The organism is Spirillospora sp. CA-128828, from assembly GCF_050945415.1.
GTDB lineage: Bacteria > Actinomycetota > Actinomycetes > Streptosporangiales > Streptosporangiaceae > Spirillospora.
Genome location: NZ_CP191986.1, coordinates 7,675,568 through 7,691,193, shown reverse-complemented (window position 1 = coordinate 7,691,193; position 15,626 = coordinate 7,675,568). Strand labels below are relative to the sequence as shown.

The 15,626-nt window shown below is 70.4% G+C and carries 14 protein-coding genes; 7 read left to right on the top strand and 7 right to left on the bottom strand.

The features are described from left to right. Complete coding sequence (locus ACQPXG_RS36930) at positions 1 to 1,356, bottom strand: glutamine synthetase family protein (protein WP_433463777.1); 1,356 nt, start codon at positions 1,354 to 1,356, stop codon at positions 1 to 3. Between the two features lie 12 nt (positions 1,357 to 1,368). After that, positions 1,369 to 2,904 carry an amino acid permease gene (locus ACQPXG_RS36925; protein ID WP_433463776.1) on the bottom strand — a complete coding sequence of 512 codons (1,536 nt, stop codon included), beginning with the start codon at positions 2,902 to 2,904 and terminating at the stop codon, positions 1,369 to 1,371. Between the two features lie 152 nt (positions 2,905 to 3,056). Here ACQPXG_RS36925 and ACQPXG_RS36920 point away from each other — a divergent pair, with 152 nt between their 5' ends. Together ACQPXG_RS36920 and ACQPXG_RS36915 are read left to right on the top strand one after the other, a co-directional pair. Next, positions 3,057 to 3,797, top strand: a complete 741-nt coding sequence (locus ACQPXG_RS36920) for a FadR/GntR family transcriptional regulator (RefSeq protein WP_433463775.1) — start codon at positions 3,057 to 3,059, stop codon at positions 3,795 to 3,797. A gap of 91 nt (positions 3,798 to 3,888) precedes the next feature. Then, positions 3,889 to 5,187 (top strand): M50 family metallopeptidase, encoded by a 1,299-nt coding sequence (locus tag ACQPXG_RS36915; RefSeq protein ID WP_433463774.1) that lies wholly within the window; start codon positions 3,889 to 3,891, stop codon positions 5,185 to 5,187. A 19-nt stretch (positions 5,188 to 5,206) separates the two neighbouring features. Here ACQPXG_RS36915 and ACQPXG_RS36910 read toward each other — a convergent pair whose 3' ends face one another. Next, positions 5,207 to 6,304 (bottom strand): PLP-dependent cysteine synthase family protein, encoded by a 1,098-nt coding sequence (locus tag ACQPXG_RS36910; protein WP_433463773.1) that lies wholly within the window; start codon positions 6,302 to 6,304, stop codon positions 5,207 to 5,209. 86 nt (positions 6,305 to 6,390) lie between these two features. On the opposite strand from ACQPXG_RS36910, the gene ACQPXG_RS36905 reads away from it, so the two are divergent. Continuing rightward, positions 6,391 to 7,578 carry a hypothetical protein gene (locus ACQPXG_RS36905; protein WP_433463772.1) on the top strand — a complete coding sequence of 396 codons (1,188 nt, stop codon included), beginning with the start codon at positions 6,391 to 6,393 and terminating at the stop codon, positions 7,576 to 7,578. Here ACQPXG_RS36905 and ACQPXG_RS36900 read toward each other — a convergent pair. Further along, on the bottom strand, positions 7,568 to 9,112 hold the full coding sequence (locus ACQPXG_RS36900) for an ATP-dependent DNA ligase (protein WP_433463771.1): 1,545 nt from the start codon (positions 9,110 to 9,112) through the stop codon (positions 7,568 to 7,570). The genes ACQPXG_RS36905 and ACQPXG_RS36900 overlap by 11 nt on opposite strands. Positions 9,113 to 9,232: 120 nt before the next feature. Between ACQPXG_RS36900 and ACQPXG_RS36895 the strand changes: the two genes are divergently transcribed. Continuing rightward, positions 9,233 to 9,952 carry a hypothetical protein gene (locus ACQPXG_RS36895; protein ID WP_433463770.1) on the top strand — a complete coding sequence of 240 codons (720 nt, stop codon included), beginning with the start codon at positions 9,233 to 9,235 and terminating at the stop codon, positions 9,950 to 9,952. A 338-nt stretch (positions 9,953 to 10,290) separates the two neighbouring features. Here ACQPXG_RS36895 and ACQPXG_RS36890 read toward each other — a convergent pair whose 3' ends face one another. Both ACQPXG_RS36890 and ACQPXG_RS36885 read right to left on the bottom strand, forming a co-directional pair. Then, positions 10,291 to 11,151, bottom strand: coding sequence for an SDR family NAD(P)-dependent oxidoreductase (locus tag ACQPXG_RS36890; protein WP_433463769.1), 861 nt, complete (start codon positions 11,149 to 11,151; stop codon positions 10,291 to 10,293). Positions 11,152 to 11,192: 41 nt separating this feature from the next. Continuing rightward, positions 11,193 to 12,299 (bottom strand): ferritin-like domain-containing protein, encoded by a 1,107-nt coding sequence (locus tag ACQPXG_RS36885; RefSeq protein ID WP_433463768.1) that lies wholly within the window; start codon positions 12,297 to 12,299, stop codon positions 11,193 to 11,195. Positions 12,300 to 12,407: 108 nt separating this feature from the next. Between ACQPXG_RS36885 and ACQPXG_RS36880 the strand changes: the two genes are divergently transcribed. Then, positions 12,408 to 13,079, top strand: a complete 672-nt coding sequence (locus tag ACQPXG_RS36880) for a TetR/AcrR family transcriptional regulator (RefSeq protein ID WP_433463767.1) — start codon at positions 12,408 to 12,410, stop codon at positions 13,077 to 13,079. Here ACQPXG_RS36880 and ACQPXG_RS36875 read toward each other — a convergent pair. Further along, entirely contained in the window at positions 13,033 to 13,635 is a 603-nt protein-coding gene (locus ACQPXG_RS36875) for a TetR/AcrR family transcriptional regulator (RefSeq protein ID WP_433463766.1), read from the bottom strand. The genes ACQPXG_RS36880 and ACQPXG_RS36875 overlap by 47 nt on opposite strands. A gap of 114 nt (positions 13,636 to 13,749) precedes the next feature. Here ACQPXG_RS36875 and ACQPXG_RS36870 point away from each other — a divergent pair, with 114 nt between their 5' ends. Both ACQPXG_RS36870 and ACQPXG_RS36865 read left to right on the top strand, forming a co-directional pair. Further along, the gene (locus tag ACQPXG_RS36870; protein WP_433463765.1) at positions 13,750 to 15,213 is read left to right on the top strand and encodes a flavin-containing monooxygenase; all 1,464 of its coding nucleotides are present in this window, start codon (positions 13,750 to 13,752) and stop codon (positions 15,211 to 15,213) included. 34 nt (positions 15,214 to 15,247) lie between these two features. After that, positions 15,248 to 15,625, top strand: coding sequence for a nitroreductase family deazaflavin-dependent oxidoreductase (locus ACQPXG_RS36865; protein ID WP_433463764.1), 378 nt, complete (start codon positions 15,248 to 15,250; stop codon positions 15,623 to 15,625). Position 15,626 lies beyond the last annotated feature (1 nt).

Sequence of the window (15,626 nt, the reverse complement as noted above, 5' to 3'; positions counted from 1 at the left end):
TCACAACCGCTCGAAGCCGCGGAACATCTCCCAGTCGGTGACCGCTCGGTCGTAGGCGTCGAGTTCGACGCGGGCGTAGTTGGCGTAGTGCTCGACGACCTCCTTCCCGAAGGCGTCCAGGGCCAGGGAACTGCGGCCCCAGTCGGCGGCGGCGTCGCGGAGCGTCCCGACGACGGTGTCGGCGTCGGTCGCGTAGGCGTTGCCCACGAACGGCTCTTCCAGCGGAAGCTCGTTCTCGATGCCGTGCAGCCCGGACGCGATCATCGCGGCGACCGCGAGGTACGGGTTGACATCGCCGCCGGGCACCCGGTTCTCGATGCGCAGGGACGGCCCGTGGCCGACGAGCCGCAGCGCGCACGTCCGGTTGTCGACGCCCCACTTGATCGCGGTCGGCGCGAACGAGCCGGGCTGGTAGCGCTTGTAGGAGTTGATGTTCGGCGCGTACAGCAGCGTGAAGTCGCGCAGGCACGCCTGCTGGCCCGCGATGAAGTGCTCGCCGAGCCGGGACAGCCCGTGCGGGCCGTCCCCGGCCAGCACCGGCGACCCGTCCGAGGACCGCAGCGAGAGGTGGACATGGCAGGAGTTGCCCTCCCGCTCGTTCGGCTTGGCCATGAAGGTGATCGACATGCCCTCCTGGGCGGCGATCTCCTTGGCGCCGGTCTTGTAGAGGACGTGGTTGTCGCACGTGCGCAGGGCCTCGTCGAAGCGGAACGCGATCTCATGCTGGCCGAGGTTGCATTCCCCCTTGGCCGACTCCACGTACATCCCCGCGCCGGTCATGCCGTTGCGGATCCGGCGCAGCAGTGGTTCGACGCGGGCGCCCCCGAGCAGCGAGTAGTCCACGTTGTACTGGTTGGCCGGGGTGAGGTCGCGGTACGCCTTCCCCCAGGCGTCCTCGTAGGAGTCCTTGTAGACGATGAACTCCAGTTCCGTCCCGACGTAGGCGCCCCAGCCCCGCTCGGCCAGCCTGTCGAGCTGGCGCCAGAGGATCTGCCGGGGCGAGGGCCCCACGCCGGTGCCGTCCTCCGCGGCGATGTTCGCGTGGACGAGTGCGGCCCCCTCCTGCCAGGGGATCCGCCGGAGGGTGGCGAGGTCGGGACGCATCACGAAGTCGCCGTAGCCGGTGTCCCAGGACGACATGTCGTAGCCGTCCACCGTGTTCATGTCGACGTCCACCGCCAGGAGGTAGTTGCAGCCGTCCGAGCCGTGCCCGACGACCTCCTCCAGGAAGAAGCGGGACGAGAGCCGCTTGCCCTGGAGGCGCCCCTGCATGTCGGTGATCGCGACGATCACGGTGTCGATCCGGCCCGCCGCCGCCTCCTCGCGCAACTCGTCGAGGGTGAGGGATGTGGTCACGTTCTCAGTCTCCTAACCGAGCGACTGGAGTTCCTGCTCGATGGCGGCCAGTTCTTCGGCGCTGCCCTGCACCTTCGGGCCCTTGAACCACTTGCGGGCCGACAGCACCCACCACAGCGCGGCTCCGCCCAGCACCACCAGGATCGCGATCGGCGAGTAGTTGAAGGAGTCCTTGGTGATCGGGTTCGCGGGCGGCAGCATGAACACCACCGAGACGAACACCACCCACACCACCGCGAGCGTGCCGATGGGCCTGCTCCAGCGGCCGAGGTTCCACGGCCCCGCCCGGAAGTCGGCGCCCTGCCGCAGCCGCAGGTACGTCGGGATCACGTAGGCGATGTAGAGGCCGATGACCGCGACGGACGTGACGGCCAGGTACGCGGTGAGGTTCCAGATCGCGGGCAGGGCCAGCACGAACGCGCCCCCGGCGGCCAGCCAGATCGCGTTGGTGGGGGTCCTGCTCCGCTTGTTGATCTGGTGCCAGAACGACGAGAACGGCAGCGCCCCGTCCCGCGAGAACGCGTAGATCATCCGGGAGTTCGCCGTCACCGAGGCCATCCCGCAGAAGAACTGCGCGCCGAACGACACGAGGATCAGCAGCTTGCCGGTCGTCTCGCCGGTGGCCGCGATGAAGATCTCGGCCGGGCCGCCCTCGACCGCCTTGCCGTAGTCCTGGATCGCGAACGTGACGCCGAGCAGCAGGATCCAGCCGGCCACGACCGAGATCAGCACCGAGTTCACGATGCCCTTCGGGCCGGACCGCGCCGCGTCGTGCGTCTCCTCCGTCATGTGGGCCGACGCGTCGTACCCGGTCAGCGTGTACTGCGAGAGCAGCAGGCCGATCAGCGCCGCGTAGGCCCCGTACTGCCAGCCGGTCTCGTTCACGAACTCGGAGAAGACGAACCCGGCCGACTGGTGGTGCGACGGCTTGATCGCCAGCACGCCGACGACGATCGCGACGCCGAGGACGTGCCACCACACGCTGACGCTGTTCAGCAGCGACACGATCTTGACGCCGAACTGGTTGAGCAGCGCGTGCACGACCAGCAGGACCGCGAACAGGAGGAACGTGTGGCCGAGCGACACGTCGAACCCGAACTGGAGGTCCAGCAGGGGATTCAGGAACGCGGCGGAGCCGTAGATGATGGCCGCCGTCACGGCGACCTGGCCGATGAAGTTGAACCAGCCCGTGAACCACGACCACGCGGGGCCGTTCGTCCGGGCCAGCTTGGCGGCCCAGTAGTAGAGGCCGCCCGCGGTCGGGTAGCTGGAGCAGACCTCGGCCATCGCGAGCGCGACCAGCAGCGTCATGGCGCCGACGCCGAGCCAGCCCCAGGTGATGACGGCGGGTCCGCCGCCCTTGAGGCCGATGGTGTAGGACGTCAGGCAGCCGCTCAGCACCGAGATGATGGTGAACGAGACAGCGAAGTTGGAGAAACCGGACATGGACCGGCTGAGCTCCTGGGCGTAGCCCAGTTCGTGCAGCCGTTTCTCGTCGTCGGACATGGGGTCGGGGCCGGCGGAAGCCTTGTGCTCGTCGATGCTCACGAGCACCTCCTCGTCCAGGGGGTCGTGCCGCCCTTAATGGGCTAACAACAGACCATTAATATTTGCGGCGGCGCTCCCGTCAAGACCCTGAGCGCGCCGAAACGCACCTGTAACGTGGAACTTCCCGACCCCCGCGGCCCCGAAGGACGGTCATGCCCGAGCCGGATCCGGCCCTGCCCGACCTCGCCGCGAGCGCTGTGTTCCGTCCCGTCCGGACGGGCAACGCCTTCGAGGAGACCGTCGAGCGGCTGCTTCAGGCGATCAAGCTCGGCGTCGTCGACCGCGGCGAGCGGCTGCCGCCCGAACGGGAGCTGGCGCCGCTGCTCGGCGTCAGCCGCGTCACCCTGCGCGAGGCGATCCGGGCCGTCCAGCAGGAGGGGTACGTGGAGTCCCGCCGGGGACGGTTCGGCGGGACGTTCGTCACCTACGAGCGGCCGAAGCCGCGCCAGTCCGATCTGAAGCGCGCCCTCGCCCAGATGGGCGACGACCTCAACGACACACTCACCTTCCGCATGGCCGTGGAGACCGGCGCCGCCCAGATACTCGCCACGGCCCGGCTCACCGAGGCCCAGCGCGAGCTGCTGCGCACCCGGCTGGCCGAACTGGACGCCGCCGGGCCGGACGCCTACCGTCGCCTCGACACCCTCTTCCACCTGACGATCGCCGAGATGACCGAGTCGGCGCTGCTCTCGGCGGCCTGCGCGGACGCCCGGATGCGGGTGACCGACCTGCTCAACGCCATCCCCGTCCTCGGGCCCAACATCGAGCACGCGTCCTTCCAGCACGCCGCGATCGTCGAGGCCGTCCTCGCCGGCGACCCGGAGGCCGCCCGCCGCGCCGTGGCCGAGCATCTGGAGGGCACCGCCGCCCTCCTGCGCGGCTTCCTCGGATAGCCTCAACCGGATCGGGGCCGGTGACGTACTCTGAGGTGATTGCTGGAGATCACCCCCCGGCGCGGGGTGCACGACCGGAGGGGCATGCCGCATGGTCTACTACCTGGCTGGAGCGTTGATCCTCTTCTTCGGCCTGCTGGTGTCCATCGCGTTGCACGAACTCGGGCACTTCTCGTTCGCCAAGCTCTTCAAGGTGCGGACGACCCAGTTCATGGTCGGCTTCGGGCCGACGATGTGGTCGAAGCAGAAGGGCGAGACGGAGTACGGGGTCAAATGGATCCCGCTCGGCGGCTACATCCGCATGATCGGGATGCTGCCGCCGCGCAAGGGGGACGCCCCCGGGCAGGTCCGGCGGATCAGCACGGGCCCCTGGCAGGGGCTCATCGAGTCCGCCCGCGGCGCGGCGCTGGAGGAGGTCCGCCCCGGTGACGAGGACCGCGTCTTCTACGGCAAGAAGTGGTGGCAGAAGCTGCTCATCATGTTCGGCGGGCCGGCGATGAACCTGCTCCTCTCGGTGTTCTTCTTCTCGATCCTGCTGATGGGCATCGGCACCAGCCAGCCCCAGCCGGTGATCAAGGAGGTCGCCGAGTGCATGGTGCCGGCGAGCGCCAAGGTCACCACGTGCCCGGCGAACGCGGCGCCGACGCCCGCCGGGCAGGTCGGGCTCAGGGCCGGTGACCGGATCGTCGCCTTCGCCGGACACAAGGTCGACGACTACGAGCAGCTGCAGCAGCTGATCCGCGGGGCCGGCGGGCAGACCGTCCCGATGACGGTCCGGCGCGACGGCCAGGACGTGCGGCTGAACGTGCCGATCACCCGCAACCAGATGTACGACCTGAAGGACCCGGACAAGGTCGTCAACGTCGGGTTCCTCGGCATCACGCCGGACAGCGCGATCACGCGCGAGGGCCCCGGCGCGGTCGCGAGCACGATGGGCGACCTCACCGCCCGCACCACGGGCGCCCTGGTGCGGATGCCGCAGAAGATGGTCGGCGTCTGGAACGCGGCGTTCGGCGGCGGGGAACGCGACCCGAACGGCCCGATCGGCGTCGTCGGCGTCAGCCGGATCGGCGGCGAGGTCGCCGCGTCCGACGACTTCACCGGCACGCAGAAGGTCTCCTTCTTCGTGATGCTGCTCGGCTCGCTCAACCTGGCGGTCGGGCTGTTCAACCTCGTCCCGCTGCTGCCGCTGGACGGCGGCCACATCGCCGGCGCCGTGCTGGAGGCGATCAAGAAGCTGTTCGCCCGGATCTTCCGCCGTCCCGACCCCGGCTACGTGGACGTCGCCAAGGCGCTGCCGGTGACATACGTGATGGCGGTGGTCCTGATCGTCATGGGCGGCCTGCTGATCTACGCCGACCTGTTCAACCCGGTACGCGTCACGGGCTAGGGGGCCGTGGCCGGCCGGGTCATGGCATGTCCGGCATCTCGCCGGTCTTCAGGAAGACGTTCAGCGCGGCCAGGTAGGGCGCGATGTCGAGGCCCCGCGCGGCGAGCCACGCGTCCGACCCGTAGGTGCCCGCGTAGCGTTCCGCGCCGTCGCAGATCAGCGTGACGACGCTGCCGCGCTCCCCGCGCGCCCGCATCTGCGCGATCAGCTCCGCCGCGCCCCACATGTTGGTTCCGGTGGAGCCGCCCACGTCCCGTCCGCCGACCTCGCTCGTCCAGCGCATCGCCGCGATCGACGCCGCGTCCGGCACCCGGATCATCCGGTCGATCACCGTCGGCAGGAAGGACGGCTCGACCCGCGGCCGGCCGATGCCCTCGATCCGCGAGCCGGCCGCCGTCCGCTCCGGGTCGCCGTCGGCGAACGAGCCGTGGAACGCCGAACCCTCGGGGTCGACGACCGCGAGCCGCGTCTGGAACATCCGGTAGCGGGCGTACCGGCCGATCGTCGCGGACGTCCCGCCGGTGCCGGCGCCGACCACGATCCAGGACGGCTCTGGAAACCGCTCCAGCCGCATCTGCTCGAAGATCGACTCGGCGATGTTGTTGTTGCCGCGCCAGTCCGTCGCCCGTTCGGCGTAGGTGAACTGGTCCATGAAGTGCCCGCCGCACTCGGCGGCGAGGCGCCGCGACTCGTCGTAGATCGAGGACGGGTCGTCCACCAGATGGCAGCGGCCCCCGTGGAACTCGATCAGCTGGATCTTCTCCGGGCTGGTCGAGGCGGGCATCACCGCGACGAACGGCAGGCCGAGCAGCCGCGCGAAGTACGCCTCCGACACCGCCGTCGACCCGCTGGACGCCTCGATGATCGTCGTGTCCGCGCGGATCCAGCCGTTCGCCAGCCCGTACAGGAACAGCGACCGCGCGAGCCGGTGCTTCAGCGAACCCGTCGGGTGGACGGACTCGTCCTTCAGGTACAGGTCGATGCCCCACTCCGGCGGCAGCGGGAACACGTGCAGGTGCGTGTCGGCGCTGCGGTTGGCGTCGGCGTCGACCCGCCGGATCGCCTCGGCGATCCACGCCCGGTACCCGGGATCGCAGCGGTCCACGATGCGGCTCACAACGGTTTGCTCCTGGATCGTCGATGATCGGCAGGTCCCACGATATCCGCGCATGTCACCGGGCATCATGGAGGCTGCGGGGGGAGATGATCGAGATGTTCGACGAACGCATCGTGGAGGCCGGGCGGCTGCCGCTGTTCGGTTTCTTCGTCGCGTTCCTGGTCACTTTCGTGCTGACGCGGGTGAACGTCCGGCTGATCCGCGCGAACGTGCGCTGGTGGTTCCGCAACGTGACGGCCGGTGACCTGCACATCCACCACGTCGTGTTCGGCGTGGTGCTGATGCTGCTGGGCGGCGTGGGGAGCCTCGCCGTTCCGGACGCCTATGTCGGCCTCAACGTGGCCGCGGCGGTCGTGTTCGGGACCGGCTCCGCGCTCGTCCTGGACGAGTTCGCGCTGATCCTGCATCTGAGCGACGTCTACTGGACGGAGAAGGGCCGCGCGTCCGTCGACGCCGTGTTCGTCGCCATCGCGGTGACCGGGCTGCTGCTGCTCGGTATCCGCCCGCTCGGGTACGAGGGGATCGCGCCCGACCCGGGCACCGGCATCCTGACCCGCGTCTATGTCGCGTCCCTCGTCGTCAACCTCGTCTTCGCCGTGATCACGCTGCTGAAGGGCAAGATCTGGACGGGCCTCATCGGGCTGTTCGTGCCCGCGCTGCTGATCGTCGGCGCGGTGCGGGTGGCGCGGCCGGGCTCGCCCTGGTCGCGCTGGCGGTACGGCCCGGACTCGCGCAAGTACCAGCGGGCCGTCCGGCGGGAGAGGCTGTTCCGGCGGCCGCTCATCCAGGCCAAGATCTGGGTGCAGGAGTTCATCGCGGGACGGCACGACCTCATCCCGCCCGAACTGCTGCAACGCCGCACCGAGGCCGCCGAGCGGGCCCGCCGCCGGCTGGCCCGCGCCGAACGCAAGGCCGCGGCCCGCGCCGAACGCCGGGTCGGACGCCGGTCCGAGCGCCGTGCGGCGCGCAGGGCCGCGACGGACGGCGAGCGCGGAACCGTTCCCCGCGCCCAGCGCACGGCTGCCAAGTGGGCCGAGCGGAGGGCGGAGGCCCGCACGCGGCGCCGAACCCTGTCCCGAACCCGCGGCAGGGCCGCGTCCTCGGCGAGAACGCGCGCCGCGTCCAGGCGGAGGCGGCCGGGTCCAGAGGAGGAACCCCCGCCCGGCCCTCGGCCCGGGGAACGATCCCGGCCGGAGCCAAGGGATCCTGCCGGTCCGGCTCCGCTGAGTGGAACGGCGCCGGTTCGGGACGAGCCCGGCCGGGCTAGTCCATGACGGGGGCGACGGCGCGCACGGTTTCGATCGTGTCGGCCTCCGACGCGGACTTGTCGGGCCGGTACCGCAGGACGCGGGCGAAGCGGAGCGCGATGCCGCCGGGGTAGCGGGGGCTGTGCTGGACGCCGTCGAAGGCGATCTCGACGACCAGTTCGGGACGGACGTGGACCGTCCAGGAGTCCTCCCGCACGGCCAGCTCGCGGAGCTTCTCCGTCTGCCAGGCGAGCAGTTCGTCGGTGAGGCCCTTGAACGTCTTGCCGAGCATGACGAAGCCGCCGGTCTCGGGGTCGCGGGCGCCGAGGTGCAGGTTGGACAGCAGCCCCTCGCGGCGGCCGTGCCCCCACTCGACCGCGAGGACGACGAGGTCGAGGGTGTGCCGCGGCTTGACCTTGATCCAGCCGGCGCCGCGCCGGCCGGCCGTGTACGGGGTGTCGAGCGACTTGATGACGACGCCCTCGTGCCCGCGCGCCACGGCCTCGTCGAACACCTCCTTGGCCCGCTCCTGGTCGCCCGTCACCACCCGCGGCATCCGCAACTCCTCCGGCACCACCCGCGCCAGCGCCGCATTCCGCTCCGCCCCGGGCGCGTCCAGCAGATCACCCCCCGAACCGCCGCCGGCAGGGACGAGGTGAAGCACGTCGAAGAGGAACACGCTGAGGGGGACCGGCTCGGTGTTCTTCGCAGTCCGGGTGGCGGTGCGGGCGGCGGTCACCTGGAAGGGGTGCGGGCGGCCGTCCGGGCGCAGGGCGATGAGCTCGCCGTCGAACACGGCCTCGCGGACGGGCAGGCCGCGCACGGCCTCGACGACCTCGGGGAGCCGCGAGGTGATCTCGTCCAGCGTCCGGGTGAACACCCGCACCTCGCCGCCGGACACGTGCACCTGCGCGCGGATCCCGTCGAGCTTCCACTCGACCGCCGCCTCGGCCTTGAGCTTGCCGAGCGCCTCCTCGACGGACGGTGCCGACGCCGCGAGCATCGGCTTGACGGGCCGTCCGACCTCCAGGCCGAACCCGCGCAGCCCCTCGACGCCGTCGCCGAGGGCGGCCGTGGCCACCGGTCCCAGCGACCCGCGCAGCATGACCGCCCGTCGCACTTCGGCGGCGGGTACCCCGGCCGCCGCCGCGATCGCCTCGGCCATCACCCCGTCCAGCGCACCCTGCCGCAGCTCGCCCGCCAGCAGCCGGATGAGGAATCCCTGCTCGGCGCGGGTGGCGCGGCCCAGCACCGCCGCGACGAGCTCGCGCCGCCGGGCGACCGACCCCGCGCCCGAGACCGCACCGATCTCGGTGAACGACGTGTCGACCTCCAGAACGGTCAGAGACGGCTCCGGTGCCGGCGGCGGAACGTCCCGCAGCGACGCGTACCCGACCCCGATCTGGCGTTGCGGCAGCTCACCGGACAGATAGGCGACCACGATGGCGGCCTCGCCCGGATCGGCCGCGCGCAGGCACTCGGCGAGCGCGGATACCTTGGCCTTGCGGCCGGAGGTCCCGGCGACCGCCTCTGACGTCCGCGTGATGTCCGCTATCAGCACACCCTCATTGTGACCACGGGGTCCGACAAGGGGCATCGGGCGGGGGCCTGGTCAGGGGCGGCGGGGCCGTCCGCGTTGAAACCGGCCGGTGGACCGAGACGGGGGAGTGAGGAGCGGGGCGTGGGCCTTCAACGTCCGATCGAGCCGTTCCACCGGCCGTACGCCGGGCCGGAGCCGCCGGCCCCGGCGCGCAGGCCGAGGAAGACGCTCGCGATGCTCGTGGGAGCCGTCGTGTTCGCCGTCGCGGCGGGGACGGTCTTCCTGCTGGCGCCGGGGCGGCGCGGGCACGAGGCGGCGCCGGTGACGGCCGCGCGGCCGAGCGGGCCGGCGTCTCCCGGACAGGTGATCACCGCTCTGCCCGCGCCGTGCGGGACGGTGTCCGCGGCCACGGTCGAGCGGACGGTCCCGAAGGCGCAGCCGCGGCAGCGCGCGAACTCGACGCTCACCACGTGCACGTACACCACGGCAGGCTCGGCGTCCCGCTGGCTGCGGGTCGAAGCGCACCTGTACGTGCCGGACGGCACCGTGACCCCGGTCCAGGACGCCGAGGGCTACTACGACGCGCAGTGGGCGCAAGCGCACGACGCCTCACCCGCCCGGACGATCAGCCTGGACCGCGAGCCGGGCATCGGGGACGAGGCGTACCACTGGTCCAAGGCCGACGATGGGGAGCAGAACGTCGTCGGGCAGGTCACGGCGAGGACCCGCAACGCGGTCTTCACGGTCAGCTACGGCGAGCGGGCACCGGGCCGGGCCGCGCAGGACGAGCGGGAGCCGGCCTGCCTCGTCACGGCGGCCGCCGTCGCCCGCGAAGTTCTCGGCGTGCTAAATCGTTTCTGACCTGAATCGGCCGATCATGGCATGTTTTCTGTCAACAGCTTCTAAGGTGTTCGAGAAAGGGGAGGGGTGCGCCGATCAAGCTCCCGCGCCAGGCTTGGGATCGGTGTGCTGACAGTGCCTGGGAGGAGGAGGTCGACGACGTGACCGTGCAGTCGTCAGGAGTGTCCTGGGTGAGGTGAGTCCCAGGTCAGCCAGCCCGAACTCGCCGATGGGCCGCGGAGTGGACCCCGCTCCGCGGCCCTTCTGCTGTTCGCCGCCCGGACCAATGACGGCCATTCATGAACCATTTTCTAAAAATCGGTTCGACGTCGAGAGAAAATGGCCGTGCGGCGGAACCCCTAGCCCCCGGCGGGGATCCGGGCCAGGAGGCGCAGGGAGGCGGGGGACACCCTCGACAGGGTGTGCAGGAGGTGGCCCTCGAAGTTGACGGGGACCACCGGCTTGTTCTTGACGATGGCGTGGACGACCCGCTCGGCCACCTTCTCCGGCGGGTAGTTGCGGAGCCTGATCGCCTTGTTGCCGCGGCTGCGGATGCGCTCCCTGGCCTGGGCGTCACCCTCGACGTAGGTGCCGTGCTCGACGATGTCGGTGCTGACGAAGCCGGGGCAGACGGCGGTGACGCCGATGCGGGAGCCGGCCAGCTCGGCGCGCAGGCACTCACTGAGCATGAGGACCGCGGCCTTCGTCGTGCAGTAGGCGGGCAGCGCGCGCGACGGGGTGTACGCGGCGGCGGACGCGATGTTGACGATGTGCCCGCCGAAGTTCGGCTTGTCGGGCTTGTTGGGCAAGGCGTGGACCCGGTCGCGCATCTGCCTGCCGAACAGGCGGCAGCCGTGCACGACGCCCCAGAGGTTCACGCCGAGGATGCGGTCCCAGTCCTCCACGCCGGTGTCGAGGAAGGAGCCGGCGACCGCGATGCCCGCGTTGTTGACGACGATGTCGGGGACCCGGTGGGCCTCCTTCACCTCGGCGGCGAAGGTCTCCATCGCGGCGCGGTCCGCCACGTCCACCTCGTAGGCGGTGCCGCCCGCGCCGAGCGTCTTGGCCAGGGTGGCCGTCCGCTCGGCGGCGGGCAGGTCGATGTCCGCCGCGACGACGCTCGCGCCGCTCTCCGCCAGCGCGAGGGCGATGGCCCGGCCGATCCCGCTGCCGGCTCCGGTGACGACGGCGAGTGCTCCATCGAAATGCGCCAGTGGCATCCAGACCTCCGAGGTGTGCGGATCGACTGATCCAAACGTACTCAGCCCGCCCCGGCGTCCGCGATGACGTCGTCGACCTCGGCCTTGCGGGCCGCCTCCTCGGCCGCGAACCGTTCGGTGTCGAGCTTCTCGGCGATCTCCTCGTCCTGGTTCATGAGGGCTTCGAGGTCGGCCTTGGACATGTCCAGGACCCCCATGTCGTCGTAGGTCTGCTGGATGCGCTCGCTCCAGAGCCCGATGTCCTTCACGCACGGGACGATGCGGCTGAACAGCAGGCTCTGGAACATCCGCATGTACGGCGAGTTCTCGACCATCTCGTCGACCTCCTTGGGGTCGATGCCGAAGTTGGTCCAGATCTCCCGGCCGCGGATGCGGTCGCGCATCAGGTAGCAGCCCTCGATGACGAAGTCCTCGCGCTCGCGCAGCTCGGCCGGCGAGAGCTGCTTGTAGTAGTCGCGGAGGGCCAGCCGGCCGAACGCGACGTGGCGCGCCTCGTCCTGCATGACGTAGGCGAGGATCTGCTTGGGAAGCGGCTTGGTGGTGATGTCGCGGATGACGCCGAACGCGGCGAGCGCGAGACCCTCGATGAGCACCTGCATGCCGAGGTAGGGCATGTCCCAGCGGGAGTCGGTGAGGGTCTCGTTCAGCAGGTCCTGCAGCTTGGTGTTGATCGGGTAGACCATCCCGACCTTCTCGTGCAGGAACCGCGTGAACAGTTCGACGTGGCGAGCCTCGTCCATGGTCTGGGTGGCGGAGTAGAACTTGGAGTCGAGGTCCGGTACCGACTCCACGATCCGGGCGGCGGTGACCATCGCGCCCTGCTCGCCGTGCACGAACTGGGAGAACTGCCACGACGTGGAGTGCCGCCGGAGTTCGCCGCGCTCCTTCTCCGACAGCATGTCCCAGTACTTCGTCCCGTAGATGGCGAGGGACTGGTCGGGGACGCCGAGGGCGTCGTGCGGGTCGACCTCAAGGTCCCAGTCGATGCGCTTGACGGAGTCCCACTGCTTGTCCTTGCCCTTCTGGTAGAGGGCGAGCAGGCGGTCGCGTCCGTCGTCGTACTCCCAGGTGAACCTGGCGTCGCCGGTCATCGGCACCTTCCAGGTCTCGGACGGGACGGGAGCGGTGTACAGGTCATGGGTCGACATTGGGCGTCCTCCCCGAGCCGGAAACGTACAATGTACGTCTCACGTACAATGTACGTACGGTGGCACGCGGCACTCGGCCGTGTCAACGGCGAGAAAGGGCGGAAGCCGATGGCGGAGCGTGTGACCTCCGACACTCCGCGCCCGGGCCTGACCCGCGCGCGCATCGTCCAGGCGGCGGTCGCGCTGATCGAGCGGGAGGGCGCGGACGCACTGTCGATGCGCCGGGTGGCCGCCGAACTGGACGTCGCCGTGATGTCCCTCTACAACCACGTCCCGAACAAGGGCGCGCTGCTCGAGGGCGTCGCCGAGCACGTGGTCGCGGGGCTGGAACTGGAGGACGACCCGGCCGAGCCCTGGCAGGAGCGTGCGCGCGCTCTCGTCCGGGCGTTCCGGAAGGTCGCCCACGACAATCCGCGCTGCATGTCGATCGTCCTCACCCACAAGGTCGACACGCCGGTGGGGCTGCGTCCCGCCGAGCGCGCCCTGGCGCTCGCGGACGCGGCGGGCTTCGACGGCGAGACCGCCGTGCGGATCATGCGGGCACTGATCGCCTACGCGCTCGGCGCGCAGATGCGCGAGCTCGGGGTGGCGAAGATGCTCGGCCACCTGGCCGAGACCGGCGCCGAGTCATGGGCCCGTCTCGACCCGGAGGAGTTCCCGCATGTCATCGCCTACAGGCCCGTGCTGACCGCGCACGATCCCGAGACCGACTTCGAGTTCGGCCTCGACCTGCTCATCGGGGCTCTGGACGCGCTTCCCCGGAGACCAGATAGGGGTTGAGTCCCTTCCAGCAGAAGTCGGTCATGTAGCGGGCCGCGTCCTCCGCCGACACGTCGGGACGGCCGGTCTGCCACAGCGCCAGCCGCTCGCTCGCGCCCATGATGATCTGCGTGTACGCCTCGATCGCCGCGGCGGGCGCGGCCGGCGCGAACGTCGCCAGCACTCCCGCGATCAGCGTGCTCTGCTGCCGCCGGGTCTCCTCCATGGCCGTGATGGCCTCGGCCGACGCGGCCATCGGCTCGCGCAGCAGCATCGCGAACGACCTGCTGTGCTCGTCGATGAACCGGAAGTAGGCGGCCATCCCGCGCCGCAGGATGTCCTCGGGAACGGTGGCGGCGGCCATGGCCTTCTGGGTGACCTCGAACAACTCGGCCTTGGAGCGGCTCACGCACGCCACGAGCAGGCCGTCCTTGGAGCCGAAGTACTCGTACAGCATCGGCTTGGAGACCCCGCAGCGCTCGGCGATCTCGTCCATCGAGGCGGCCTGGTAGCCGCGCTCGCTGAACACCTGCTCCGCCACGTCCAGCATCTGCCGTTCGCGCTCGGCCCGGGACATCCGGCGCCGGCGCGACGGTGGCCGCGGTGTGGCGCCACTCATATCTGTTGGACCTACCGTCAGTAACCTACTCCGGGTAACTTACCCGAAGTAGGTTATCCGAGAGGAGGGGTCATGAGCGAGCGCGCCCCGGCGATCGTCATCATCGGCTCCGGCTTCGCCGGCCTCGGCATGGCGATCCGGCTCAAGCGGTCCGGTTTCCACGACTTCGTCGTGCTGGAGAAGAGCGAAGCGCTCGGAGGGACGTGGCATGACAACACCTACCCCGGATGCGCCTGCGATGTTCCCTCGCACATGTACTCCTTCTCCTTCGAGCTGAACCCCGGCTGGACGCGGATGTTCGCGCCGCAGCCCGAGATCCGCGCCTACCTGGAGCGCACCGCCCGCAAGTACCGGGTGCGCGAGCACATCCGCTTCGGCGCGGCCGTCGACTCCATGGAGTACGACGACGACGCCCGGCGCTGGAACGTGGCGCTCGCGGACGGGACGGTCCTCACCCCGAAGGCCATCGTGTCCGGCGTCGGCGCGCTGCACGTCCCGTCCTATCCGGACCTGCCCGGCATCGAGCGCTTCCGCGGCACGGCGTTCCACTCCGCCGAGTGGGACCACTCCTACGACCTCACCGGCAAGCGCGTCGCCGTCATCGGCACGGGGGCCTCCGCGATCCAGTTCGTTCCGAAGCTGGCCGAGCGGGCGTCCGAGCTCGTCGTCTTCCAGCGGACGCCGCCGTGGGTCCAGCCGAAGCCCGACGTCGCCATCCCGGCGCCCGTCCGCACGGCGTTCGCGAAGATCCCGGGTGCCGCGCGGGCGTTCCGGGACGGCATCTACTGGGCCCTGGAGGCCCGCGCCGTCGGCTTCACCATCGACCCGAGGCTGTCCGCCCCGCAGGAGCGCATCGCCCGCCGGCACATCGAGAAGCACATCGCCGACCCGGAACTGCGCGCCAAGGTCACACCGGACTACACGATCGGCTGCAAGCGGATCCTGTTGTCCAACGACTACTATCCGGCGCTCACCCGCCCGAACGTCGAGGTCGAGACGTCCGGCGTCGCCGAGGTCCGTGAGAATTCCATCGTCACCGAGGACGGGCGTGAGCACGAGGTCGACTGCATCATCTACGGCACCGGTTTCAAGGTGACCGACGCCCTCAACGAGCTGCGCGTCACCGGCCGGAACGGCACCAAGCTCCAGGAGATCTGGGCGGACGGCATCGAGGCGCACCGCGGCACCACGATCCCCGGCATGCCGAACTTCTTCATGCTGCTCGGCCCGAACACCGGCCTCGGCCACAACTCCGTCGTCTTCATGATCGAGGTGCAGATCCAGCACGTGCTGAACTGCCTGCGCCTGCTGCGGGAGTCCGGCGCGGACACCATCGAGCCGAAGGCCGAGGCCGCCCGCCGCTTCAACGACCGCATGCAGAAGCGCCTGCGCCGCGCCGTCTGGAACGAGGGCGGCTGCGACAGCTGGTACCTGGACGACAAGGGCGTGAACCGCACCATCTGGCCGGGCCACACCTTCGAGTTCTGGGCGGGCTCCCGCAGGGCGAGGGCCGAGGAGTTCATCCTCACCCGCTGAGGACCGGCCCGGACGTGCTAACCATGGAGGCATCATGAAACCGCTGATGCCGCGATCGGTCGCCCGTTTCAACAAGGTGGTCACGAACCGGGTGCAGGGCGTCTACGCGCCCTACCTGCCGCCCTTCGCCGTGATCGTGCACCGGGGGCGCCGCTCGGGACGCGAGTACCGGACGCCGGTGACCGCGTTCCGCAGCGGCGACCGGCTCATCGTCGGCCTGCCGTACGGGCGGGACGCCGACTGGGTCCGCAACCTTCTCGCCGAGGGGCGCGGCGGGGTGGAGCGCCTCGGCCGCGCCCGCCGGATCGGCAACCCGCGCGTGCTGACCGCCTCCGACGCCGCCGAGCTCCCGCCGCCCGCCCGCTACGCCGCCCGCCACATGGACGTCCTCGTCGCCGAAATCGAGGACTGAC

Excerpts from the sequence above, each read along its gene's own strand:
- ACQPXG_RS36920 (WP_433463775.1), top strand. The coding sequence starts at position 3,057 with ATGCCCGAGCCGGATCCGGCCCTGCCCGACCTCGCCGCGAGCGCTGTG.
- ACQPXG_RS36865 (WP_433463764.1), top strand. The coding sequence starts at position 15,248 with ATGAAACCGCTGATGCCGCGATCGGTCGCCCGTTTCAACAAGGTGGTC.
- ACQPXG_RS36885 (WP_433463768.1), bottom strand. The coding sequence starts at position 12,299 with ATGTCGACCCATGACCTGTACACCGCTCCCGTCCCGTCCGAGACCTGG.
- ACQPXG_RS36880 (WP_433463767.1), top strand. The coding sequence starts at position 12,408 with ATGGCGGAGCGTGTGACCTCCGACACTCCGCGCCCGGGCCTGACCCGC.
- ACQPXG_RS36915 (WP_433463774.1), top strand. The coding sequence starts at position 3,889 with ATGGTCTACTACCTGGCTGGAGCGTTGATCCTCTTCTTCGGCCTGCTG.
- ACQPXG_RS36870 (WP_433463765.1), top strand. The coding sequence starts at position 13,750 with ATGAGCGAGCGCGCCCCGGCGATCGTCATCATCGGCTCCGGCTTCGCC.
- ACQPXG_RS36905 (WP_433463772.1), top strand. The coding sequence starts at position 6,391 with ATGATCGAGATGTTCGACGAACGCATCGTGGAGGCCGGGCGGCTGCCG.
- ACQPXG_RS36875 (WP_433463766.1), bottom strand. The coding sequence starts at position 13,635 with ATGTCCCGGGCCGAGCGCGAACGGCAGATGCTGGACGTGGCGGAGCAG.
- ACQPXG_RS36890 (WP_433463769.1), bottom strand. The coding sequence starts at position 11,151 with ATGCCACTGGCGCATTTCGATGGAGCACTCGCCGTCGTCACCGGAGCC.